The organism is Celeribacter sp. SCSIO 80788, assembly GCF_051054295.1.
Lineage (GTDB): Bacteria > Pseudomonadota > Alphaproteobacteria > Rhodobacterales > Rhodobacteraceae > Celeribacter.
In genome coordinates, this window is record NZ_CP150482.1 from 658,862 (window position 1) to 674,425 (window position 15,564).

At 62.5% G+C, this 15,564-nt stretch carries 14 protein-coding genes; 4 read left to right on the forward strand and 10 right to left on the reverse strand.

Going from position 1 to position 15,564, the window contains the following annotated elements; genetic code table 11:
* The first annotated feature begins 74 nt into the window (after nucleotides 1-74).
* The 4 genes from V1471_RS03460 to V1471_RS03475 all read left to right on the forward strand — a co-directional run bounded on the left by V1471_RS03460 (nucleotide 75) and on the right by V1471_RS03475 (nucleotide 3,704).
* Nucleotides 75-407: a hypothetical protein gene (locus V1471_RS03460; protein WP_434286908.1), complete on the forward strand. Its 333-nt coding sequence runs from the start codon at nucleotides 75-77 to the stop codon at nucleotides 405-407.
* Nucleotides 404-1,450, forward strand: a complete 1,047-nt coding sequence (locus tag V1471_RS03465) for a CobW family GTP-binding protein (protein ID WP_434286909.1) — start codon at nucleotides 404-406, stop codon at nucleotides 1,448-1,450. The genes V1471_RS03460 and V1471_RS03465 overlap by 4 nt, the downstream gene beginning before the upstream one ends.
* Nucleotides 1,450-2,643, forward strand: coding sequence for an ABC transporter substrate-binding protein (locus tag V1471_RS03470; protein WP_434286911.1), 1,194 nt, complete (start codon nucleotides 1,450-1,452; stop codon nucleotides 2,641-2,643). Before V1471_RS03465 ends, V1471_RS03470 begins: the two co-directional genes overlap by 1 nt.
* Nucleotides 2,644-2,714: 71 nt before the next feature.
* Entirely contained in the window at nucleotides 2,715-3,704 is a 990-nt protein-coding gene (locus V1471_RS03475) for an asparaginase (RefSeq protein WP_434286912.1), read from the forward strand.
* A 15-nt stretch (nucleotides 3,705-3,719) separates the two neighbouring features.
* Here the strand turns inward: V1471_RS03475 and V1471_RS03480 are convergent, their stop codons facing one another.
* The 10 genes from V1471_RS03480 to putA form a co-directional block, all read right to left on the reverse strand.
* Complete coding sequence (locus V1471_RS03480) at nucleotides 3,720-4,037, reverse strand: hypothetical protein (protein WP_434286913.1); 318 nt, start codon at nucleotides 4,035-4,037, stop codon at nucleotides 3,720-3,722.
* 24 nt (nucleotides 4,038-4,061) lie between these two features.
* On the reverse strand, nucleotides 4,062-4,769 hold the full coding sequence (locus V1471_RS03485) for an orotate phosphoribosyltransferase (protein WP_434286914.1): 708 nt from the start codon (nucleotides 4,767-4,769) through the stop codon (nucleotides 4,062-4,064).
* Nucleotides 4,766-6,031: a Zn-dependent hydrolase gene (locus V1471_RS03490; protein ID WP_434286915.1), complete on the reverse strand. Its 1,266-nt coding sequence runs from the start codon at nucleotides 6,029-6,031 to the stop codon at nucleotides 4,766-4,768. Before V1471_RS03490 ends, V1471_RS03485 begins: the two co-directional genes overlap by 4 nt.
* A complete protein-coding gene (locus tag V1471_RS03495; protein ID WP_434286916.1) occupies nucleotides 6,028-6,966 on the reverse strand; it encodes a dihydroorotate dehydrogenase in 939 nt (312 codons plus the stop codon). The genes V1471_RS03490 and V1471_RS03495 overlap by 4 nt, the downstream gene beginning before the upstream one ends.
* A complete protein-coding gene (locus tag V1471_RS03500) occupies nucleotides 6,966-7,808 on the reverse strand; it encodes a dihydroorotate dehydrogenase electron transfer subunit (RefSeq protein ID WP_434286917.1) in 843 nt (280 codons plus the stop codon). The genes V1471_RS03495 and V1471_RS03500 overlap by 1 nt, the downstream gene beginning before the upstream one ends.
* Before the next feature lie 14 nt (nucleotides 7,809-7,822).
* On the reverse strand, nucleotides 7,823-9,106 hold the full coding sequence (locus V1471_RS03505) for a TRAP transporter large permease (protein WP_434286918.1): 1,284 nt from the start codon (nucleotides 9,104-9,106) through the stop codon (nucleotides 7,823-7,825).
* Complete coding sequence (locus tag V1471_RS03510; protein WP_434286920.1) at nucleotides 9,103-9,594, reverse strand: TRAP transporter small permease; 492 nt, start codon at nucleotides 9,592-9,594, stop codon at nucleotides 9,103-9,105. The genes V1471_RS03505 and V1471_RS03510 overlap by 4 nt, the downstream gene beginning before the upstream one ends.
* 99 nt (nucleotides 9,595-9,693) lie before the next feature.
* Complete coding sequence (locus tag V1471_RS03515) at nucleotides 9,694-10,701, reverse strand: TRAP transporter substrate-binding protein (RefSeq protein ID WP_434286921.1); 1,008 nt, start codon at nucleotides 10,699-10,701, stop codon at nucleotides 9,694-9,696.
* A gap of 141 nt (nucleotides 10,702-10,842) precedes the next feature.
* Nucleotides 10,843-11,724 (reverse strand): helix-turn-helix domain-containing protein, encoded by an 882-nt coding sequence (locus V1471_RS03520; RefSeq protein WP_434286922.1) that lies wholly within the window; start codon nucleotides 11,722-11,724, stop codon nucleotides 10,843-10,845.
* Between the two features lie 406 nt (nucleotides 11,725-12,130).
* Nucleotides 12,131-15,538, reverse strand: coding sequence for a bifunctional proline dehydrogenase/L-glutamate gamma-semialdehyde dehydrogenase PutA (gene putA / locus V1471_RS03525; RefSeq protein ID WP_434286924.1), 3,408 nt, complete (start codon nucleotides 15,536-15,538; stop codon nucleotides 12,131-12,133).
* Nucleotides 15,539-15,564: the final 26 nt, after the last annotated feature.

The window sequence follows — 15,564 nt, forward strand, 5'->3', positions numbered from 1 at the left end:
CCTCGTGGGTTCACTGGGCGGACGGCCTTCCCCTGTGCCGTCCGTCTTTTTCGACGATTTCGAAAGGACGGATCATGTGTTCTCTGTGCGGCATTCTCGGCTGTGACGATCATTGGACCAGTGCCATTGCACGTCCGGGGGTTTACACCCGCAACCATGATACGCAGTCCCGCCGGGCCGAGAGCGGGCGACGTCTGAAGGCGGCCAATGCGGTTCTGTCCTATCGCCGTCTCAAACTCGACGTCTGGCAGGGGCGTTCCTATGTCGTGAGCTCCCCAACGGGCGCGTCCAGTGTCTTCGAAGCCCTGTCTCACCTCTGGCCCGAGGCCGAGGCGCTCGCTGGGCGTGATTTCGATCCGCTCGACGAGGGTTTGATTGCCTGGATGGAAGAGGGGGCGCGCCGATGACCCCTGTCATTTTGCTGACCGGTTTTCTGGGCTCTGGCAAGACCACACTGTTGCAACGCCTGCTGCAAGACCGTTCGATGGAAGGGGCGGCGGTGCTGATCAACGAATTCGGTGAGGTGGGGCTGGATCACCATCTTCTGGATCGGATCGACGACAATGTGATCCTGCTGAAATCCGGCTGTATCTGTTGCACCGTGCGCGGTGAGGTGGCCGAAGCGCTCGGCAATCTCGACAGCCTGCGGGCGCGGGGCGAGATCGCCTTTGACCGCGTGGTGATCGAGACCACCGGGCTGGCCGATCCTTATCCGGTGCTGCAAACCCTGACCGCCCATCCGGTGCTGCGCTCGCATTTCACCAATGGCGGCGTGCTGACCACGGTCGATGCGGTCAATGCGACGCTTCAGGTCGACCACCGCGCCGAAGCCGTGCGCCAGATCGCCGCAGCGGATCGCATCGTCCTGACCAAGACCGACCTGGCGGAACCGGGGCAGGATCAGGCGCTGCGCGACCGTCTGGCCCGGATCAACCCGGCGGCGCGGATCGTGACCAGCGAGGCGCCGGTGGCGGCGATCCTTGGCGGCTTTGGTCCGGCGGCCTTTGCCGAGGGGCTGCTCGGCAGAAACGCACATGGTCACATCTGCGGGCCGGACTGTGGTCATGAGAGCCACGATCACGGCCATCGCCACCATGCGTCTCACGCCGCGCATCATCATGACGATGTCCTTGGCGTGACAAGCTTTTCTCTCGTCATCGAGGATGAGATCAATTGGACTATGTTCGGAACCTGGCTTACACTGTTGCTGCATAAGCATGGCGATAGGATTTTCAGGGTGAAGGGCATTTTGGCGCTCGAAGGCGAAGACAGGCCGATTGCGGTCCATGGCGTGCAGCATCTCGTGCATGCGCCGACACATATGACGCATTGGCCGGAGGGGCCGCGACAGTCGCGTCTGGTGTTCATTCTCGAAGGGCTGTCGCCCGAACAGATCCGCCGCAGCTTTGCCGCGTTCATGGGACTCTCCGGGGTCCGGGCCGCCGCCTGATGACGGAACCGCTTCGCATCCTGACGACCGAAATCCAGCCGTGGCGCTTTCTCAAGGATCGCGCGGAGGCGGATCTCGGCTTTCCGCTGGAATTCATCGAGATGGATTTCAACAGCGCGCAACGCACCGCCGCGCTCGATCCGTCGAGCTATGACATATACGACCAGTGTTTCCACAATCTCGACATCGTCTGGTACTGGCGTGCGGTGCAGGCCATCGACACCCGCCGGATCAGCCATTGGAACGATCTCGACGAGTTGTCGCGGATCATGGGCACGAGCGGGCGTCAGGCGCTGGGCGATGTGCCCGCTTCGCGCCTCTTCGTGCAGCACGACATGACTCTGTCCGAGAGCCCGAGCGGGCGGATTTCCATGCTGCCGACCTTTTACAATTTCGACAGTTTCGGGGTTGAGACGTCGGGGCTCGATGTCGACCGCGATGTTCGAAGCTGGGCCGCGCTTCTCGATCCGCAATGGGCAGGGCGGGTGTCTCTGGTCGATGAACCGGCGATTGGCCTGTTCGATCTGGCGCTGGCTCTGTCTGCCTCCGGGCAGATGGAATTCGAGAACATGGGCAATATGTCCGTGGCGGAGATCGACGTCTTGGTTGCGCATGGCAAGAGCCTCATTCACTCCGGCCATCTGAGCCCGTTCTGGCTTCGGGCAAACGATCCGGTGGAGCGGTTTCTGGACGGCGAGCTTAAACTGGCTTCGATCTGGTCGCCGACGATTGTCGAGATGAAGCGGCGCGGTGTGCATGTGCGTCAGGCCCGCCCGATCGAAGGCTATCGTGCCTGGCATGGCGGGATGTGCCTGTCGCGCCTCCTGAAGGACGCAAAACTCGACAGGGCCTATGACTGGCTGAACTGGTATCTCGACGGCTATGCCGGTTCCGTGGTGGCCCGGCAGGGCTATTACATGTCCGTCTCCGAACGTGTGAAGGCGCATATGCCTCAGGCGGAATGGGATTATTGGTATGAGGGGCTCCCTGCGGCCCATGAGCTGAACGATGTGGCCGGGCGCCCCGCAATCCGGGCGGGCGAAACCCGCTCCGGCGGCTCGCGTCAGGACCGGGCGCATCATATCGCGATCTGGAACTCGACCATGGATGAACACAATTACGTCGTGCGCCGCTGGAACGAACTTGTCGATCTCGCGGCGGGCAAGGCCCGTGTCCAGCGCCGCGCCAGTTGATGCGGCCTGTGATCCGTGGCTGCACAGCACACCCCCCATAACAATCGCTTAACTCCTATGGAAAGACACCGATGAAACATGTCGTCTTGATCGCCACGGGCGGAACCATCGCCTCCGCCGCCGATAAAACCGCAGGTGCCGTCAATGCCGGGTTGAGCGGCGAAACCTTGCTGGCAAGCCTGCACCAACCGCTCGAAGGCATCTCCGTCACGGTTGAGAATTTCGAGGCGGCGGGCAGCTATGCGCTCGATCTGGCGACCATTAACCGGCTTTGTGGCCGGATCGACGAGGTGCTCGCCGGGGACGATGTGGACGGCGTTGTCGTCACCCATGGCACCGACACGATGGAGGAAAGCGCCTTTCTCGCCTGGCTTCTGGTCAAAAGCGACAAGCCCGTGGTCTTCACCGGCGCGCAGCGCCATGCCGGACAGCCCGACACGGACGGTCCGCGCAACATCTTTGATGCGATCTGTGCCGCCGCAAGTGCCGATCTCACGGGCGTGGGGGCGGTGATCCTGTTCGAGGGCGACATCCATGGCGCGCGCTATGTCACCAAGGCCCATACCTCCCGCGTCGACACCTTCCGCTCCGTGGGGCTTGGCAAATTCGGAGAGGTGGATCACGGGCAGGTGCATCTCTACACCCGTCCGGCCAAGGCGCGTGTCGCGCTGGAGACCTCTGCGCTCGACCCGGATGTGGAGCTGATCGCGCTGGGCCTCGGGACTTCGCCCCGGCTGATGGAACTGGCGGGGCAGGCGGGGGCGACGGGGATCGTGCTCTCCGCCTTCGGACGGGGCAATGCCCCCAAAGGCTTCGCCGATGCCACGGCGCGTCTCGTCGCCTCGGGATGCCCGGTCGTGGTGGCGTCCCGCTGTCACGAAGGCCGCACGCAGGCGATTTACGGCAAGGACAGCGGCGGCGTCACGCTGCTGGCCCAAGGCGCGCTTCTGGCGGGGGATCTTTCCGCAGTGAAGGCCCGTTTGTTGCTCTCGGCGCTTGTGGGCAAGGGGCTGTCGGGCCCCGATCTTGCCGGGGCCTTCGCCGCAATTGCCGAGGCCTGAGCGCCTCTGACGCCCTCAGAGGTTGCGGGCGATGCGGGCCGTCACGACGGCGTTGAGGGTTTCGAGTTGCTTGGCCTTATCGGCTTGCGCCACCGCGTCCAGTGCATGAATGTCGTCCTGAAAGGCGGTGAAATTCCGGTCGAGCTCTTCGCCCGACAGCGGCTGACGCTCGTGCAGGTCGACGAAATGCTCGGCGCTGGTGGCAAGAAAATAGAAAGCGGCGGCGTGATCCGGTTCCTCGAGCGCGTGCGCGAAGGCGGCTTTCGAGGCGGCGGCATAGGCGTGGATGCCCCGGCCTTTTTCGGTGATCAGATCGAGGAGGAAAGTGAACATCGGTGTCTCCTTAGAACATCGGGTTTAGAATGTCAGGCTGCGCGCACCGCCATGAGCGGCCGACCAGTCGAGCGGGTTGTCGAGGAATGCGGCGATCATATCGCGTTGTTCCGGGGTGAAACGGTCATGCGCGCGGGCCACGTCGAGAATGTCTTTCCAGGTGGCGAGCGCATGGAGCCGGATGCCCGCCTGCGCCATGGCCGTACGGGTTTCGGGGAAGATGTCGTACTGGAACAGCATGAACACGTCCTCGACGACCAGCCCCGCCGCCCGCAGGGCTTGGCAGAACCGCAGTTTCGAGGCGCCGTCGGTGGTCAGATCTTCCACGAGAAGCACGCGCTGACCGGTCTCCCAGAGCCCTTCGATCTGCGCCTCGGGGCCAAACCCCTGTGCGCGTTTGCGAACGTATTGCATCGGAAGACCGGTCTCGGCGGCGATCCAGGCGGCAAAGGGAATGCCGGCGGTTTCGGCACCTGCGATGGCGTCGATCCGGTCGCGCCCGATCTCCGCGTCGATCACCTCGGTGGCAAATCCCATAAGCTTTTCGCGCACGGCAGGGACGGAGATGACTTTGCGCACGTTGATATAGACCGGGCTTGCGATGCCCGATGACAGGATAAAAGGCCGCTCCCCCGCGACTTCGACGGCGCGAATGTCGAGAAGGGCAAGTGCCGTGCGCCGGGCGAAATCGGCACGGGTCTCGGGGCTCAAAGGCATCGTGGGTGTTGTCATCGTGAGGCCTCCAGAAAGGTTGAGAGAATGTCCACGCCCACCATGAAATCGGCGATCTCCATTGCCTCGTCGGGGTTGTGCGAACCGTTTCTGTTGCGTACGAAAACCATGCCGGAGGGCACGCCCGCCTGCGCGAAGATCGCGGCGTCATGGCCGCCGCCCGAGGCCATGGAAAATGCCTCGCCGGTGACTTTCTCCATGGCTGTTTCCAATTTTGCGACCAGTTTCGGGTCCATGAGTGCCGGGGCAACCGCCACCTCCGGGCCAAGCTCGAAGCGCACGCCGCGGGAGCGCGCGATGTCGGCCATTTCGCCTTTGAGATAGGCGCGCATCCGGTCGAGCGTTTCGGTATCCTGCGAGCGGATGTCGAGGGAAAATCCGATCTCGTCGGGGATGCGGGCAATGGCATGCCGGGTCGGATCTGTACCGACGACGCCCGAGGTCAGCACGAGGTCCTGACCGGTGTTGAGCAGGTGCTGCCAGGTGCCGTCGAGCCGGTGCATCAACTCGGCAAAGGCCAGCACCGGGTCATGGCGATAGGCGCGCGGCACGGCGCCGGAATGCCCGGCCTGACCGATGCAGCGACTGTCGCGATAGCGGAAATTGCCGCGAATGCCGGTGACGACGGCGGCGGGGATGTTGCGTTCGACCAGAAGCGGACCCTGTTCGATATGCAGTTCGAGATAGGCTTCGATCCGGCTCAGATCGCAGAGCGGCCGATGCGCCTTGACCGGCACGATGTCGATGCCGAGGTCTTCGAGATGCGCCCTGAGTGGCCGACCGTCGCCCTTATGTGCGGCGTTGAATTCCCCCTCGGGCAGGGTGCCGGTCAAAAGTTTCGAACCGATGTAACAGGCCCCGAACCACGCGCTTTCCTCGCCGCGCATCGCGAGAACCTTGACCGGACGGGACAGGTGGCGCCGCCCCCGGCGCGCGGCGATGAGGACGATCAGCCCGGCAATCACGCCCGCGAGCCCGTCGTAATTCCCGCCCATGGGAACGCTGTCCACATGGCTGCCAATGATGGTGAAGCTGTCGGAGTTTTTGTGTTCTGGTAGTGAAAACAGAAGATTACGCCCCGTATCTTCAGTAACACACAAACCTTCGGCGCGCGCGCGGGTCGCGAGATAATCAAGCGTTTCCGTCTCGATAGAGGAAAAGGCCGGACGGCTGACACCGGCGGCATCGCGGCTGAGCGCGCGAATGTCTTCGAACATCCCGGTCGCCAGATCGGCCAGTTCTTCTGTGCGGTGGTGTTTCATTCGAACACCCCGGCTTCGGGCGCTTCGATGGAGCCAATGATCTCGTCGAGCGAGGCGATACCGCGCGCCGTCATCCAGTCCTCAAGCTCCGTGATGAGGCGGGCCATGACGGTCGGAGATTGGAACGTCGCGGTGCCGATCTGAACCGCGCGCGCCCCTGCAATGAGGAATTCCAAAACATCGTTCAATGTGGAAATCCCGCCGCAACCGATCACCGGAATCTCGCAGGCACGCGCGCATTGATAGGTCATCCTGAGCGCGATGGGTTTGATCGCCGGACCCGACATGCCGCCCATGACATTGCCAAGCCGCGGGCGACGTGTGCCGATGTCGATGGACATGCCCAGCATGGTGTTGGCGGTGACAAGCGCGTTGGCGCCTGCGTTCTCGGCGGCGCGGGCCACCTCGACCGGCTCGCCGGTGTTGGGCGTGAGTTTCGCCCAGAGTGGCAGGTCGGTTTCCGCCCGCAGGCGGGTCACGACCTCATGCGTCGTGTCGGGGCGCATGGCAAAGGCGTTGCCGTCGGCCTCGATATTCGGGCAGGAGATATTCGCCTCGATCGCGGTGACGCCCGGCAGGCTGACCTCGGAACACAATCTTGCGAACTCATCCATCGAATGCGCCGAGATCGACACCACGAGCGGGGCTTTGAACCCGGCCCAATAGGGCAGCATCTCATCGCGGAAATAGTCGATGCCCTTGGAGGGGATGCCGATGGCGTTGATCATGCCCGATTGCATGTCACAGACCCGCGGCGTCGGATTGCCCGCACGGGTGCCGTGCATGATGGTCTTGAGGACATGCGCGCCCAGAACATCGAGATCGAAGACATCGGCGAGGTCTTCGGAAAACGTGCCGGAGGCGGGCATGATCGGGTTCTTGAGCGTCAGCGCGCCGATCCGGGCGCTGAGATCAGGAGTGTGCAGGTCTTTCATTAGATTGCCTCCGAAATCGGGAACACCGGGCCTTCGCGACAGACGCGGCGCTGAATGATGCGGTCGCCGACCCGGAAACTGCGCACGCAGGCCTGACACATGCCGAGACCGCAGGCCATTTGCTGTTCCATGGCGATCTCGCCGGGGATGCCGTATGTGTCGCCGAGGTCTTGCAACAGGCGCAACAGGCGCGAGGAGCCACAGGTGTAGAAGGCGTCCACTTCTCCACGGGTGATACGCGCCTCGATCAGCGGGCGGAGTGCCTCGGGCATGGAGCTGCCGTCCTCGTCATGCACCACGATCACCTCGGCGCCGTAGCTTTCGAACAGATCGACCGACATGGCCAAGTCCGGACGTCGCGCCGAACAGATCGCGGTCAGTTTGCGGCCCTTTTCCTGCGCCATGCGGGCCAGAGGCGCGAGGGTGGCAAGGCCCACACCACGCGCGACCAGCATCAGATTTTGCCAGTTTTCGGGCATGGAGAACCCATGGCCCAAGGGCCCGAGCACATTGAAGGCATCACCGGGACGCAGCGTGGCAAGGCCGCGCGTGCCCGCGCCCGCGATCTTGTAGAGGAATTCCAGACGGCCAGCGGCTTTGTCATAGCCGTAGATGCTCATCGGGCGGCGCAGGAAGGGGGATTCCCCCTCGGGTGCCGGGCACAAGAGTTGGAAAAACTGCCCCGGTTGGCACTCGAGAATGGCCTCGGGCGCATCCAGAGTGAGCAGGCGATATTCGCCATTCACAGGGGTATTAGAGCGCACGACACAGGTGGCTTCGGCACAGCGGGGCCGGAGCCCCTGCGGAACAGGGACGGACACGGTGGTCGGAATGTGGGTCATTTGTCTGCCTCGGGTTAGCCGTAGATCAGCTTGGGAATGAAGAGGGAGATTTGCGGAATATAGGTGATCAGCAAGAGCACGATCAGGTTCACCAGCACGAAGGGCCAGACGCCGCGGATGATGTCGGCCACGGGTTTGTTCAGCGTCGAGGAGGCGACGAAGATGTCGAGACCGAAGGGCGGCGTGATCATCCCGAGGCTCACGTTCAGCGTCACCAGCATGCCGAAATGCACCGGGTCGATGCCGAAACTCATGGCGACCGGGTAGAGCGGCGGCACCAGCACCAAAAGCGTCGAGTTCGGATCGATGAACATGCCCGCCACGAAGAACAGCACGTTGACGGCGATCAGGAAGGTGATCTTGCCCGCGCCAGAGGCCTCGAGAAATGCGATAATCTCATTCGGCACCTGCGCTAGTGTGACGAAGAAGGAAATCAGCCCGCCCATGGCCAGAAGCACGAAGATGATCGAGGTGTTGACGGCGCTGTCTTCGGTGATTTTGGCGAGGCCTTTGAGATCGAGCGCGCGGAACACGAACATCTCGACGAGGATCGCATAGACCACGCTGACGGCGGCGGCCTCTGTGGGGGTGATAAAGCCGGAATAGATGCCGCCCAGGATGATCACCGGCATGCCGAGCGCCCATTTCGCCTCCCAGATCGCTTTGAACCGCTCGGGCCAGGGCAGGCGCGCATCGTGCGTGACGCCGTCGCGCGCCGCTTGGATGCGGACATAGACGGAGAAGGCGAAGCCCAGCAGAACGCCGACGGCAAGACCGCCCGCGAAGAGTTTCGAGATCGAGGTTCCGGTGATCCAGCCATAGACAATGAGCGTGATCGAGGGCGGGATCAAAAGCGCGGTTTCGGCGGAGGAGACCAAAAGCCCGAGGCTGAATTTATCGGAATAGCCTGCGCGGCGCAGTTCCGGGTAAACCATGCGGCCCATGGCGGCGACCGTGGCGGGGGCGGAGCCGGAGACCGCGCCAAACGCCATGGAGCCGCCGACGACGACATGACCCATGCCGCCTTTGGTGTGGCCGACAAGCGCCTTCACGACGGAGATCAGTTGTCTCGCGATCTGGCCGGAGCCCATGAGATTGGCCGCAAAGATAAAGAACGGGATCGCCAGAAGCGTCGAATGATCGATGCCGCCGACGATCTTCTGCACCACCGCCGCGTCGGGCAGGCGGGCGTAGAAGGCTTCTTTGTAGGCGAGGGCCGGGATGCTCAGCACGAGGAGCATTTCAAAGCCAGCCACCAAAAGGAGAATGGCGAGGATGATGATGAGGGCGAAGATCATTCGGTGGCCTCCTGATAGCGGTCGATGAGACCCATAAGGCTGAGACCGTAGCGCAACCCCAAAAGCAGGAAGCCTGCAACGGGGGCGAGATAGATCACGCCCATGGGGACGCCGAGCGTGGGGGATTTCTGGCCGGATTTGAGCACGAATTGCACCAGATCGAGCGCCAGCCACGCCACATAAAGGCTCACGCAAAGCCCAACGACATCAATCAGTTTCAGGAGTGCTTTGAGAAGTGGGGCGGGCAGGCGATCGCGCATATTGGTGATGCCCACATGTTTGCCCCGCTCAAGCGCCAGCCCAAGGGCCAGAAACACCAGAAACAGGTTCATGATCCGCACCGCTTCTTCGATCCAGGCGAAACGACTGGCAAACGTGCCGCCGATTTCGCGGGTCACGACCGAGCCGGTGTAGAGAAACACCATGATCAGGAAAAGGGCGATGAGAACGGATCTTTCGACCGTTCGAAGCAGATTGAGAGCTTTCATGAGAGGGGCTTTCGATCACCGTGGAAAAACGTACTCCGCATCCATTTCAAAACGGATGCGGAGCGGAGAGACCCGGAAGGGGAACCGGGGCCGTCAGTTTCAGAGCTTGCCGTAGGCTTCGGTGTAGATGTCCAGCAGCGTCTGGCCCGCATCGCCGGTTTTGGCGACATAGGCGGCAGAGGCCGGACCGAACATCACGTCGCGGAACTCGGCGCGCTCGGCCTCGTCGGCGACGCGCACATTGGTGCCGGCTTCCTTGATGGTCTCAAGAGCAGCCTCGACGGCGGCGGCTTTGTGCGCGGTCAGCTCGGGGATCACCTCGGCGAACGCGTCTTTGATGATGGTCTGGTAGTTTTCCGGCAGGCTGTCCCAGAACATCGGGTTGAAGAGGATCACATCCTCCATCGCGCCGTGATCGGACACCACGAGGTTCTTTTGTACCTCGTAGAATTTCATCGCCTTGATGGTGTCGAGCGGGTTTTCCTCGCCGTCCACAACGCCGGTTTGCAGCGAGGTGTAAAGCTCACCGAACGGCAGCGCGATGGCGGAGGCGCCAAGTGCGTTGAATTGTTCAATCAGGATCGAGCTGTCCATGACGCGGAATTTCTGACCTGCGAAATCGGCAAGTGTGTCGAGCGGTTCGTTGGAGGTGAACTGTTTCTTGCCATTGGGCCAGAGGTCGATTGCAACCATGCCCTTGTCGGAGAAGCTGTCGAGCAGTGCCTGACCGAAGGGGCCGTCACGCAGGGCTGCGGCTTTGTCGGCGTCTTCGGGGATCAGGTAGGGGATGTCGAGGATCGACACCAGCGGATTGAAGCCGCCGAGGAAGGCGGCGGGGGCGACGGTCGCCTCAAGCGTACCAAGCTGCACGCCTTCGTTCATTTGGCGCTGGTTGCCGAGCTGCCCCTGCGGAAAGAGTTGGAATTCCACATCGCCGTCCGTGCGCTCGGAAACGAGTTCAGCCACCTTTTCGAGATAGATGTGGCGGCTTTGCTGCGTGCTTTCGAGATGGCCGATGCGGGCCACGTAGTCCTGCGCAAGCGCAGGGCTGGCCAGCGCCAGACCGGCCAGCAGCACGGCGGACAGAAGGGGTTTGGGTTGAGACATGGGGCGCTCCCGGTTGGTTTGGTTCTGGAAATCATAGACTCCCGAAAGCGGAGGGTAGGTCAATAAAAAAGTCTAAAAAATGAGACGAAATTTGATTTTGACCAGATGATTTAATTTAATGGTGAATTTTTGGGCGAATATTCAGGGCGTGAGGCCTTCTCTGGCGATCAGATTTTCAACATGCTCCGCCGCTTCCCGACCTTTGAGGGAGCTGTTCCAGAGCCGTTCCGCAATGCCTTCATGCAACTCAAGGGCTTCGGGGGCGGAGGTAATCAGGCCAACGCCGATGCGGATGTTCGGGTTGTGGCCAAGGCGGAAGGGGCTGATCGTCAGGATCGAGCGTCCGGCCTGGCGCATGATCTGGAAAGAGGTGGAGGGGATGGGTTCGCGAGCGACGCCGATCTGGATACCGATGTCGGGTGCGCGCAGCATTTCGACGATATGTTCCACCTCGGCCAGCGCCATGCGGCGACGGTGGTCGCGAATCTCGGGGGGCAATTCCGGGCTGCCCTCAAGACCCTCGCGCAGGAATTTCCGAATGTCCGCATCCGAGATGATCGAGGCCAGAAGCGGGCGTCTCTGGGCAAAGCGCGCCTTTCTCTTTGCCAGAATGTCGAGGATTTTCGCAATGTCTTGCTGCTCTGAGCCGGGCACCGATTCACTCAGTACATCCTTGAGGACGCTGTCGTAGCGGTCGGTCGTGACCAGATAGGAAATCGGGCTGAACAGGCCGATGATCTGCTCGCAATCCTCCTCGATCTGGCGCATGCGTTCGAAAAAGCTGACGGCATTGTCGACATATTCGATGCCGACGCCGAGAAGGCTGGGCAGCGAAACGTGCAACTCATGGGCGATGGCTGCGAGCATGTCGATTTTGGCGATTTCACCCTTTTCGGCCCGGTAAAGGGCGGCGCGGGAAATGTTCAGCCGGGTCGCAAGCTCCTCCGGGGAGAGGTTGCGGCCGAGGCGATGTGCCTTGAGCCGTGCGCCGATGTCTTGGAAATTGATCTGGGTCTCTTCCACTCTGGACTCGCTGGAAATCTGCTTTGATGTGCTTTGCCAGATCGGAAAGCTGACAAAGAGGTCGTCTCAAACTTGAGACAACCATGGTTTGCGCGATGTCGCAAGGGTGATTTCGAAAGCGTCTCTGGTGAAAATTTCACCGAAAGTCCCGGAAAATGACCGTCGTGCGGAGCTGTACGCGGTTCAGATCATACCGGACGTGCGTTTGATGTTTCGGCTGCGGTGAAGGCCATAAGGAAGGTTGCAACGGATGTTGCCTGCTGAGCCCTCTTCAACAATACCGAGCGGTCTCATTCGGTTCCTGCAAAGTCAGGATGAAAGACCATAAAAGTCCGGCCCCCAGCATAAACATAAAAAGAGCGCGGTTTCCCGCGCCCTTTTATTGATGATCTCGAGGTGGCGCCGTTCAGCCCGCCAGAAGTGCCGCGTTGCCGCCCGCCGCCGTGGTGTCGACGCAGAGGTGGCGCTCATGGGCGACATGGGCCTTGTCGGGCCGTGTCGTGATCAGGGGCAGGATCGCCCCATCGCGCGAGGCCAGCGCCTTGGCGAAGCCCCGCGCCGTCTCGGCATCGCCCCACCAGAGGGCGGCGGAGAAGCCATCGAGCGCGGCAAGGTCTTTCGCGGAGAGCGTGCCGCCAAAGGCGATGGAGATCCCGCCCAGAGCCTCGACGGCCGCGGCCTGCGCCTTGGCAGCATCCGCCCCCGGTCCGAGGCAGAGCACAGCCGGGCGGGTGTAGAAGGCGAGACGGTTCATCTCACCGGTCGGCCCGGGCATCAGGCGCTCTTCGAGCTTGGTCTCGACCGGTTTGGCCAGCGCTTCGCGCAACGCCTTGAGATCGGCCCCGCGCTCGAACTTGCCCGCCTCCGCAAGCCCCGGTTCGGGGGCGAAGAAACGGCCAAGATAGAGCGGGCCGCCGGCTTTCGGACCGGTGCCGGAGAGACCTTCACCGCCAAAGGGCTGCGAGCCGACGACCGCGCCGATCTGGTTGCGGTTGACGTAGATATTGCCGGCGTGGATCGCCTCGGAGATGTTTTGCACCCGCTCGTCGATCCGCGTGTGCAGACCGAAGGTCAGGCCAAAGCCACGGGCGTTGACCTCGGCGACGATCTTGTCGAGATCGCGGGCCTTGAAGGTCGCGATGTGCAGAACCGGGCCGAAAATTTCGCGCTCCAGATCGTTGATGCCGGAGACCTTGAGCATCGTCGGCGCCACAAACGTGCCCTCGGAAGGGGCGGCAATCTGGTGCATGATGCTGTTGGATTTCTGCGCCACATAGCCCGCGATCTCGTCGCGTGCTTCGCGGTCGATCACCGGACCGACATCGGTGGTCAGATCCCACGGGTTTCCGACGGTGAGCTGATCCATCGCGCCTTTGATCATCTCGATCACATGCGGCGCGCTGTCTTCCTGCAGATAGAGGCAGCGCAGCGCGGAACAGCGCTGACCGGCGGATTGGAAGGACGAGGCCACGACATCGCGCACGGCCTGCTCCGACAGAGCGGTCGAGTCGACGATCATCGCATTGAGCCCGCCGGTTTCGGCGATCAGCGGCGTGCCCGGTTCGAGATGCTCGGCCATGGTGCGGTTGATCCGCTGGGCCGTGTCGGTGGAGCCGGTGAAGACCACGCCTTTGACGCGCTTGTCCGAGGTCAGCGCCGCGCCGACGGTCGCGCCGCGCCCGGTCAGGAGTTGCAGCACCTCGCGCGGCACACCGGCCTCATGCATCAGGGCGATGGCTTTGGTGGCGATGATCGGCGTCTGTTCGGCAGGTTTCGCGAGAACGGCATTCCCGGCCATCAGCGCGGCAGAGATCTGGCCGGTGAAAATGGCGAGCGGGAAGTTCCACGGGCTGATCGCGGTCACAATGCCACGGGGCGCGCGCGGGTCGTTTTCGCCCTCCTGTGCGTAGTAACGCAGGAAATCGACCGCCTCGCGCACTTCGCCCACGGCGTCGAGCAGGGATTTCCCGGCTTCTTTGGCGAGAATGGCGAAGAGCACGCCGTAATTGGCCTCATAGAGATCGGCCACACGGCGCAGCACCGCGGCGCGTTCGGCGGCGGGGGCGGTCCAGGTGCGGGCATTGTCGAGCGCGACGTCGACGGTGGCTTTGTCGGCCTCGATCACTTCGCCGATGGTCTCGCCCGTGGCCGGATTGGTCACCGGTTGGGCCGTGCCGGTCGGGGCTGCGACGGTGAGCGGGTGCGCATTCGGCAGGGCCACATCACGGGCGGCGAAAATCTCCGCCAGAACGCCATCGTCGGTGAGGTCCCAGCCTTTGGAATTGACGCGGTCGCCGCTGAAGATCTGCGCCGGATGCACGAGGCCCGAGGGGGCTTTGGCGCTGGCCAAGGCTTCGAACGGGTCTTTCGCGATGTCTTCCGGGCGCACGCTTTCATCGACGATCTGGTGCACGAAGGAGGAGTTCGCGCCGTTTTCCAGCAGGCGACGGACGAGATAGGCCAGAAGATCGCGGTGCGCGCCGCAGGGGGCGTAGATGCGGCAATGGCCGCCGGTTTCCTTCAGCGTGATGTCATGCAGACGCTCGCCCATGCCGTGAAGGCGCTGGAACTCAAAGGGACGCCCCTCGGCAAGCTCCATGATGGTCGCAACCGTATGGGCGTTGTGCGTGGCGAATTGCGGGAAGATGTGATCGCCCATGCCGAAGAGTTTCCGGGCGAGGCAGGCATAGGACACATCGGTCGCGGTTTTGGAGGTATAGAGCGGGAAACCCGGCTGGCCGGTGACCTGCGCGAGTTTCATCTCCGTGTCCCAATAGGCGCCTTTGACGAGGCGGATGTTGATCTTGCGATCATAGCGTTTCGCCATGTCGTAGAGCGCATCAATCGCCGGGGCGGCGCGTTTGCCGTAAGCCTGCACCACGACGCCGAACCCTTCCCACCCGGCGAGATAATCGTCGGAGAGCACGGCTTCGATCACTTTGAAGGAGATCACCAGACGGTCCTGTTCTTCGGCATCGACATGGAACCCGATGCCCGCGTCTTTCGCCTGACGGGCGAGGCGGGTCAGAACCGGCACAAGCTCGGACATCACGCGTGCTTCCTGCGCCACTTCGTAACGCGGGTGCAGGGCGGAGAATTTCACCGAAATGCCGGGGTTGTCGACGATCGTATCATGGGCGGCATGTTTGCCGATGGCGGCGATGGCGTCGGCGTAATCCTTGGCGTAACGATCCGCATCGGCCTTGGTCCGGGCGGCTTCGCCGAGCATGTCGAAGGAATAGGTAAAGCCCTGTTTCTCGCGGGCCTCGCCGCGTTTCAACGCGCCTTCGATGGTCTCGCCCAAGACGAACTGACGGCCCATCTCCTTCATCGCGCGCCCGACGGCGGCGCGAATGACCGGCTCGCCCAGACGTTTGACCGCGCCGCGCAGCGTGCCCGCCACACCGGGTTGATTGTCGTCGAGCACCTTGCCGGTGAGCATCAAAGCCCAAGTGGAGGCGTTCACCAGCGAGGAGGCGGCGGTGCCGATGTGTTTGTTCCACTCCGACGGCGCGATCTTGTCTTCGATCAGCGCGTCGATGGTAAAGCTGTCCGGCACGCGCAGCATGGCTTCGGCAAGACACATGAGCGCCACGCCTTCGCGGGTCGAGAGCCCGTATTCGGCAAGGAAATGCTCCATGAGCGTCGGCTTGGCCTCGGTACGGATGCGTTTCACGAGGGTCACGGCGCGGGCGGAAATGGCGGCACGGGTTTCGGGCGAAATCGCGGCCTCGGTGATCAGCCGGTCGAGCAACTGATTCTCAGGAGCGTATTTCGCGGCAAAGCCAAGGGCAGGGAAGGAGGGAGTAGCCATATTGACCTCTGGAGCTGGAGTTTCGC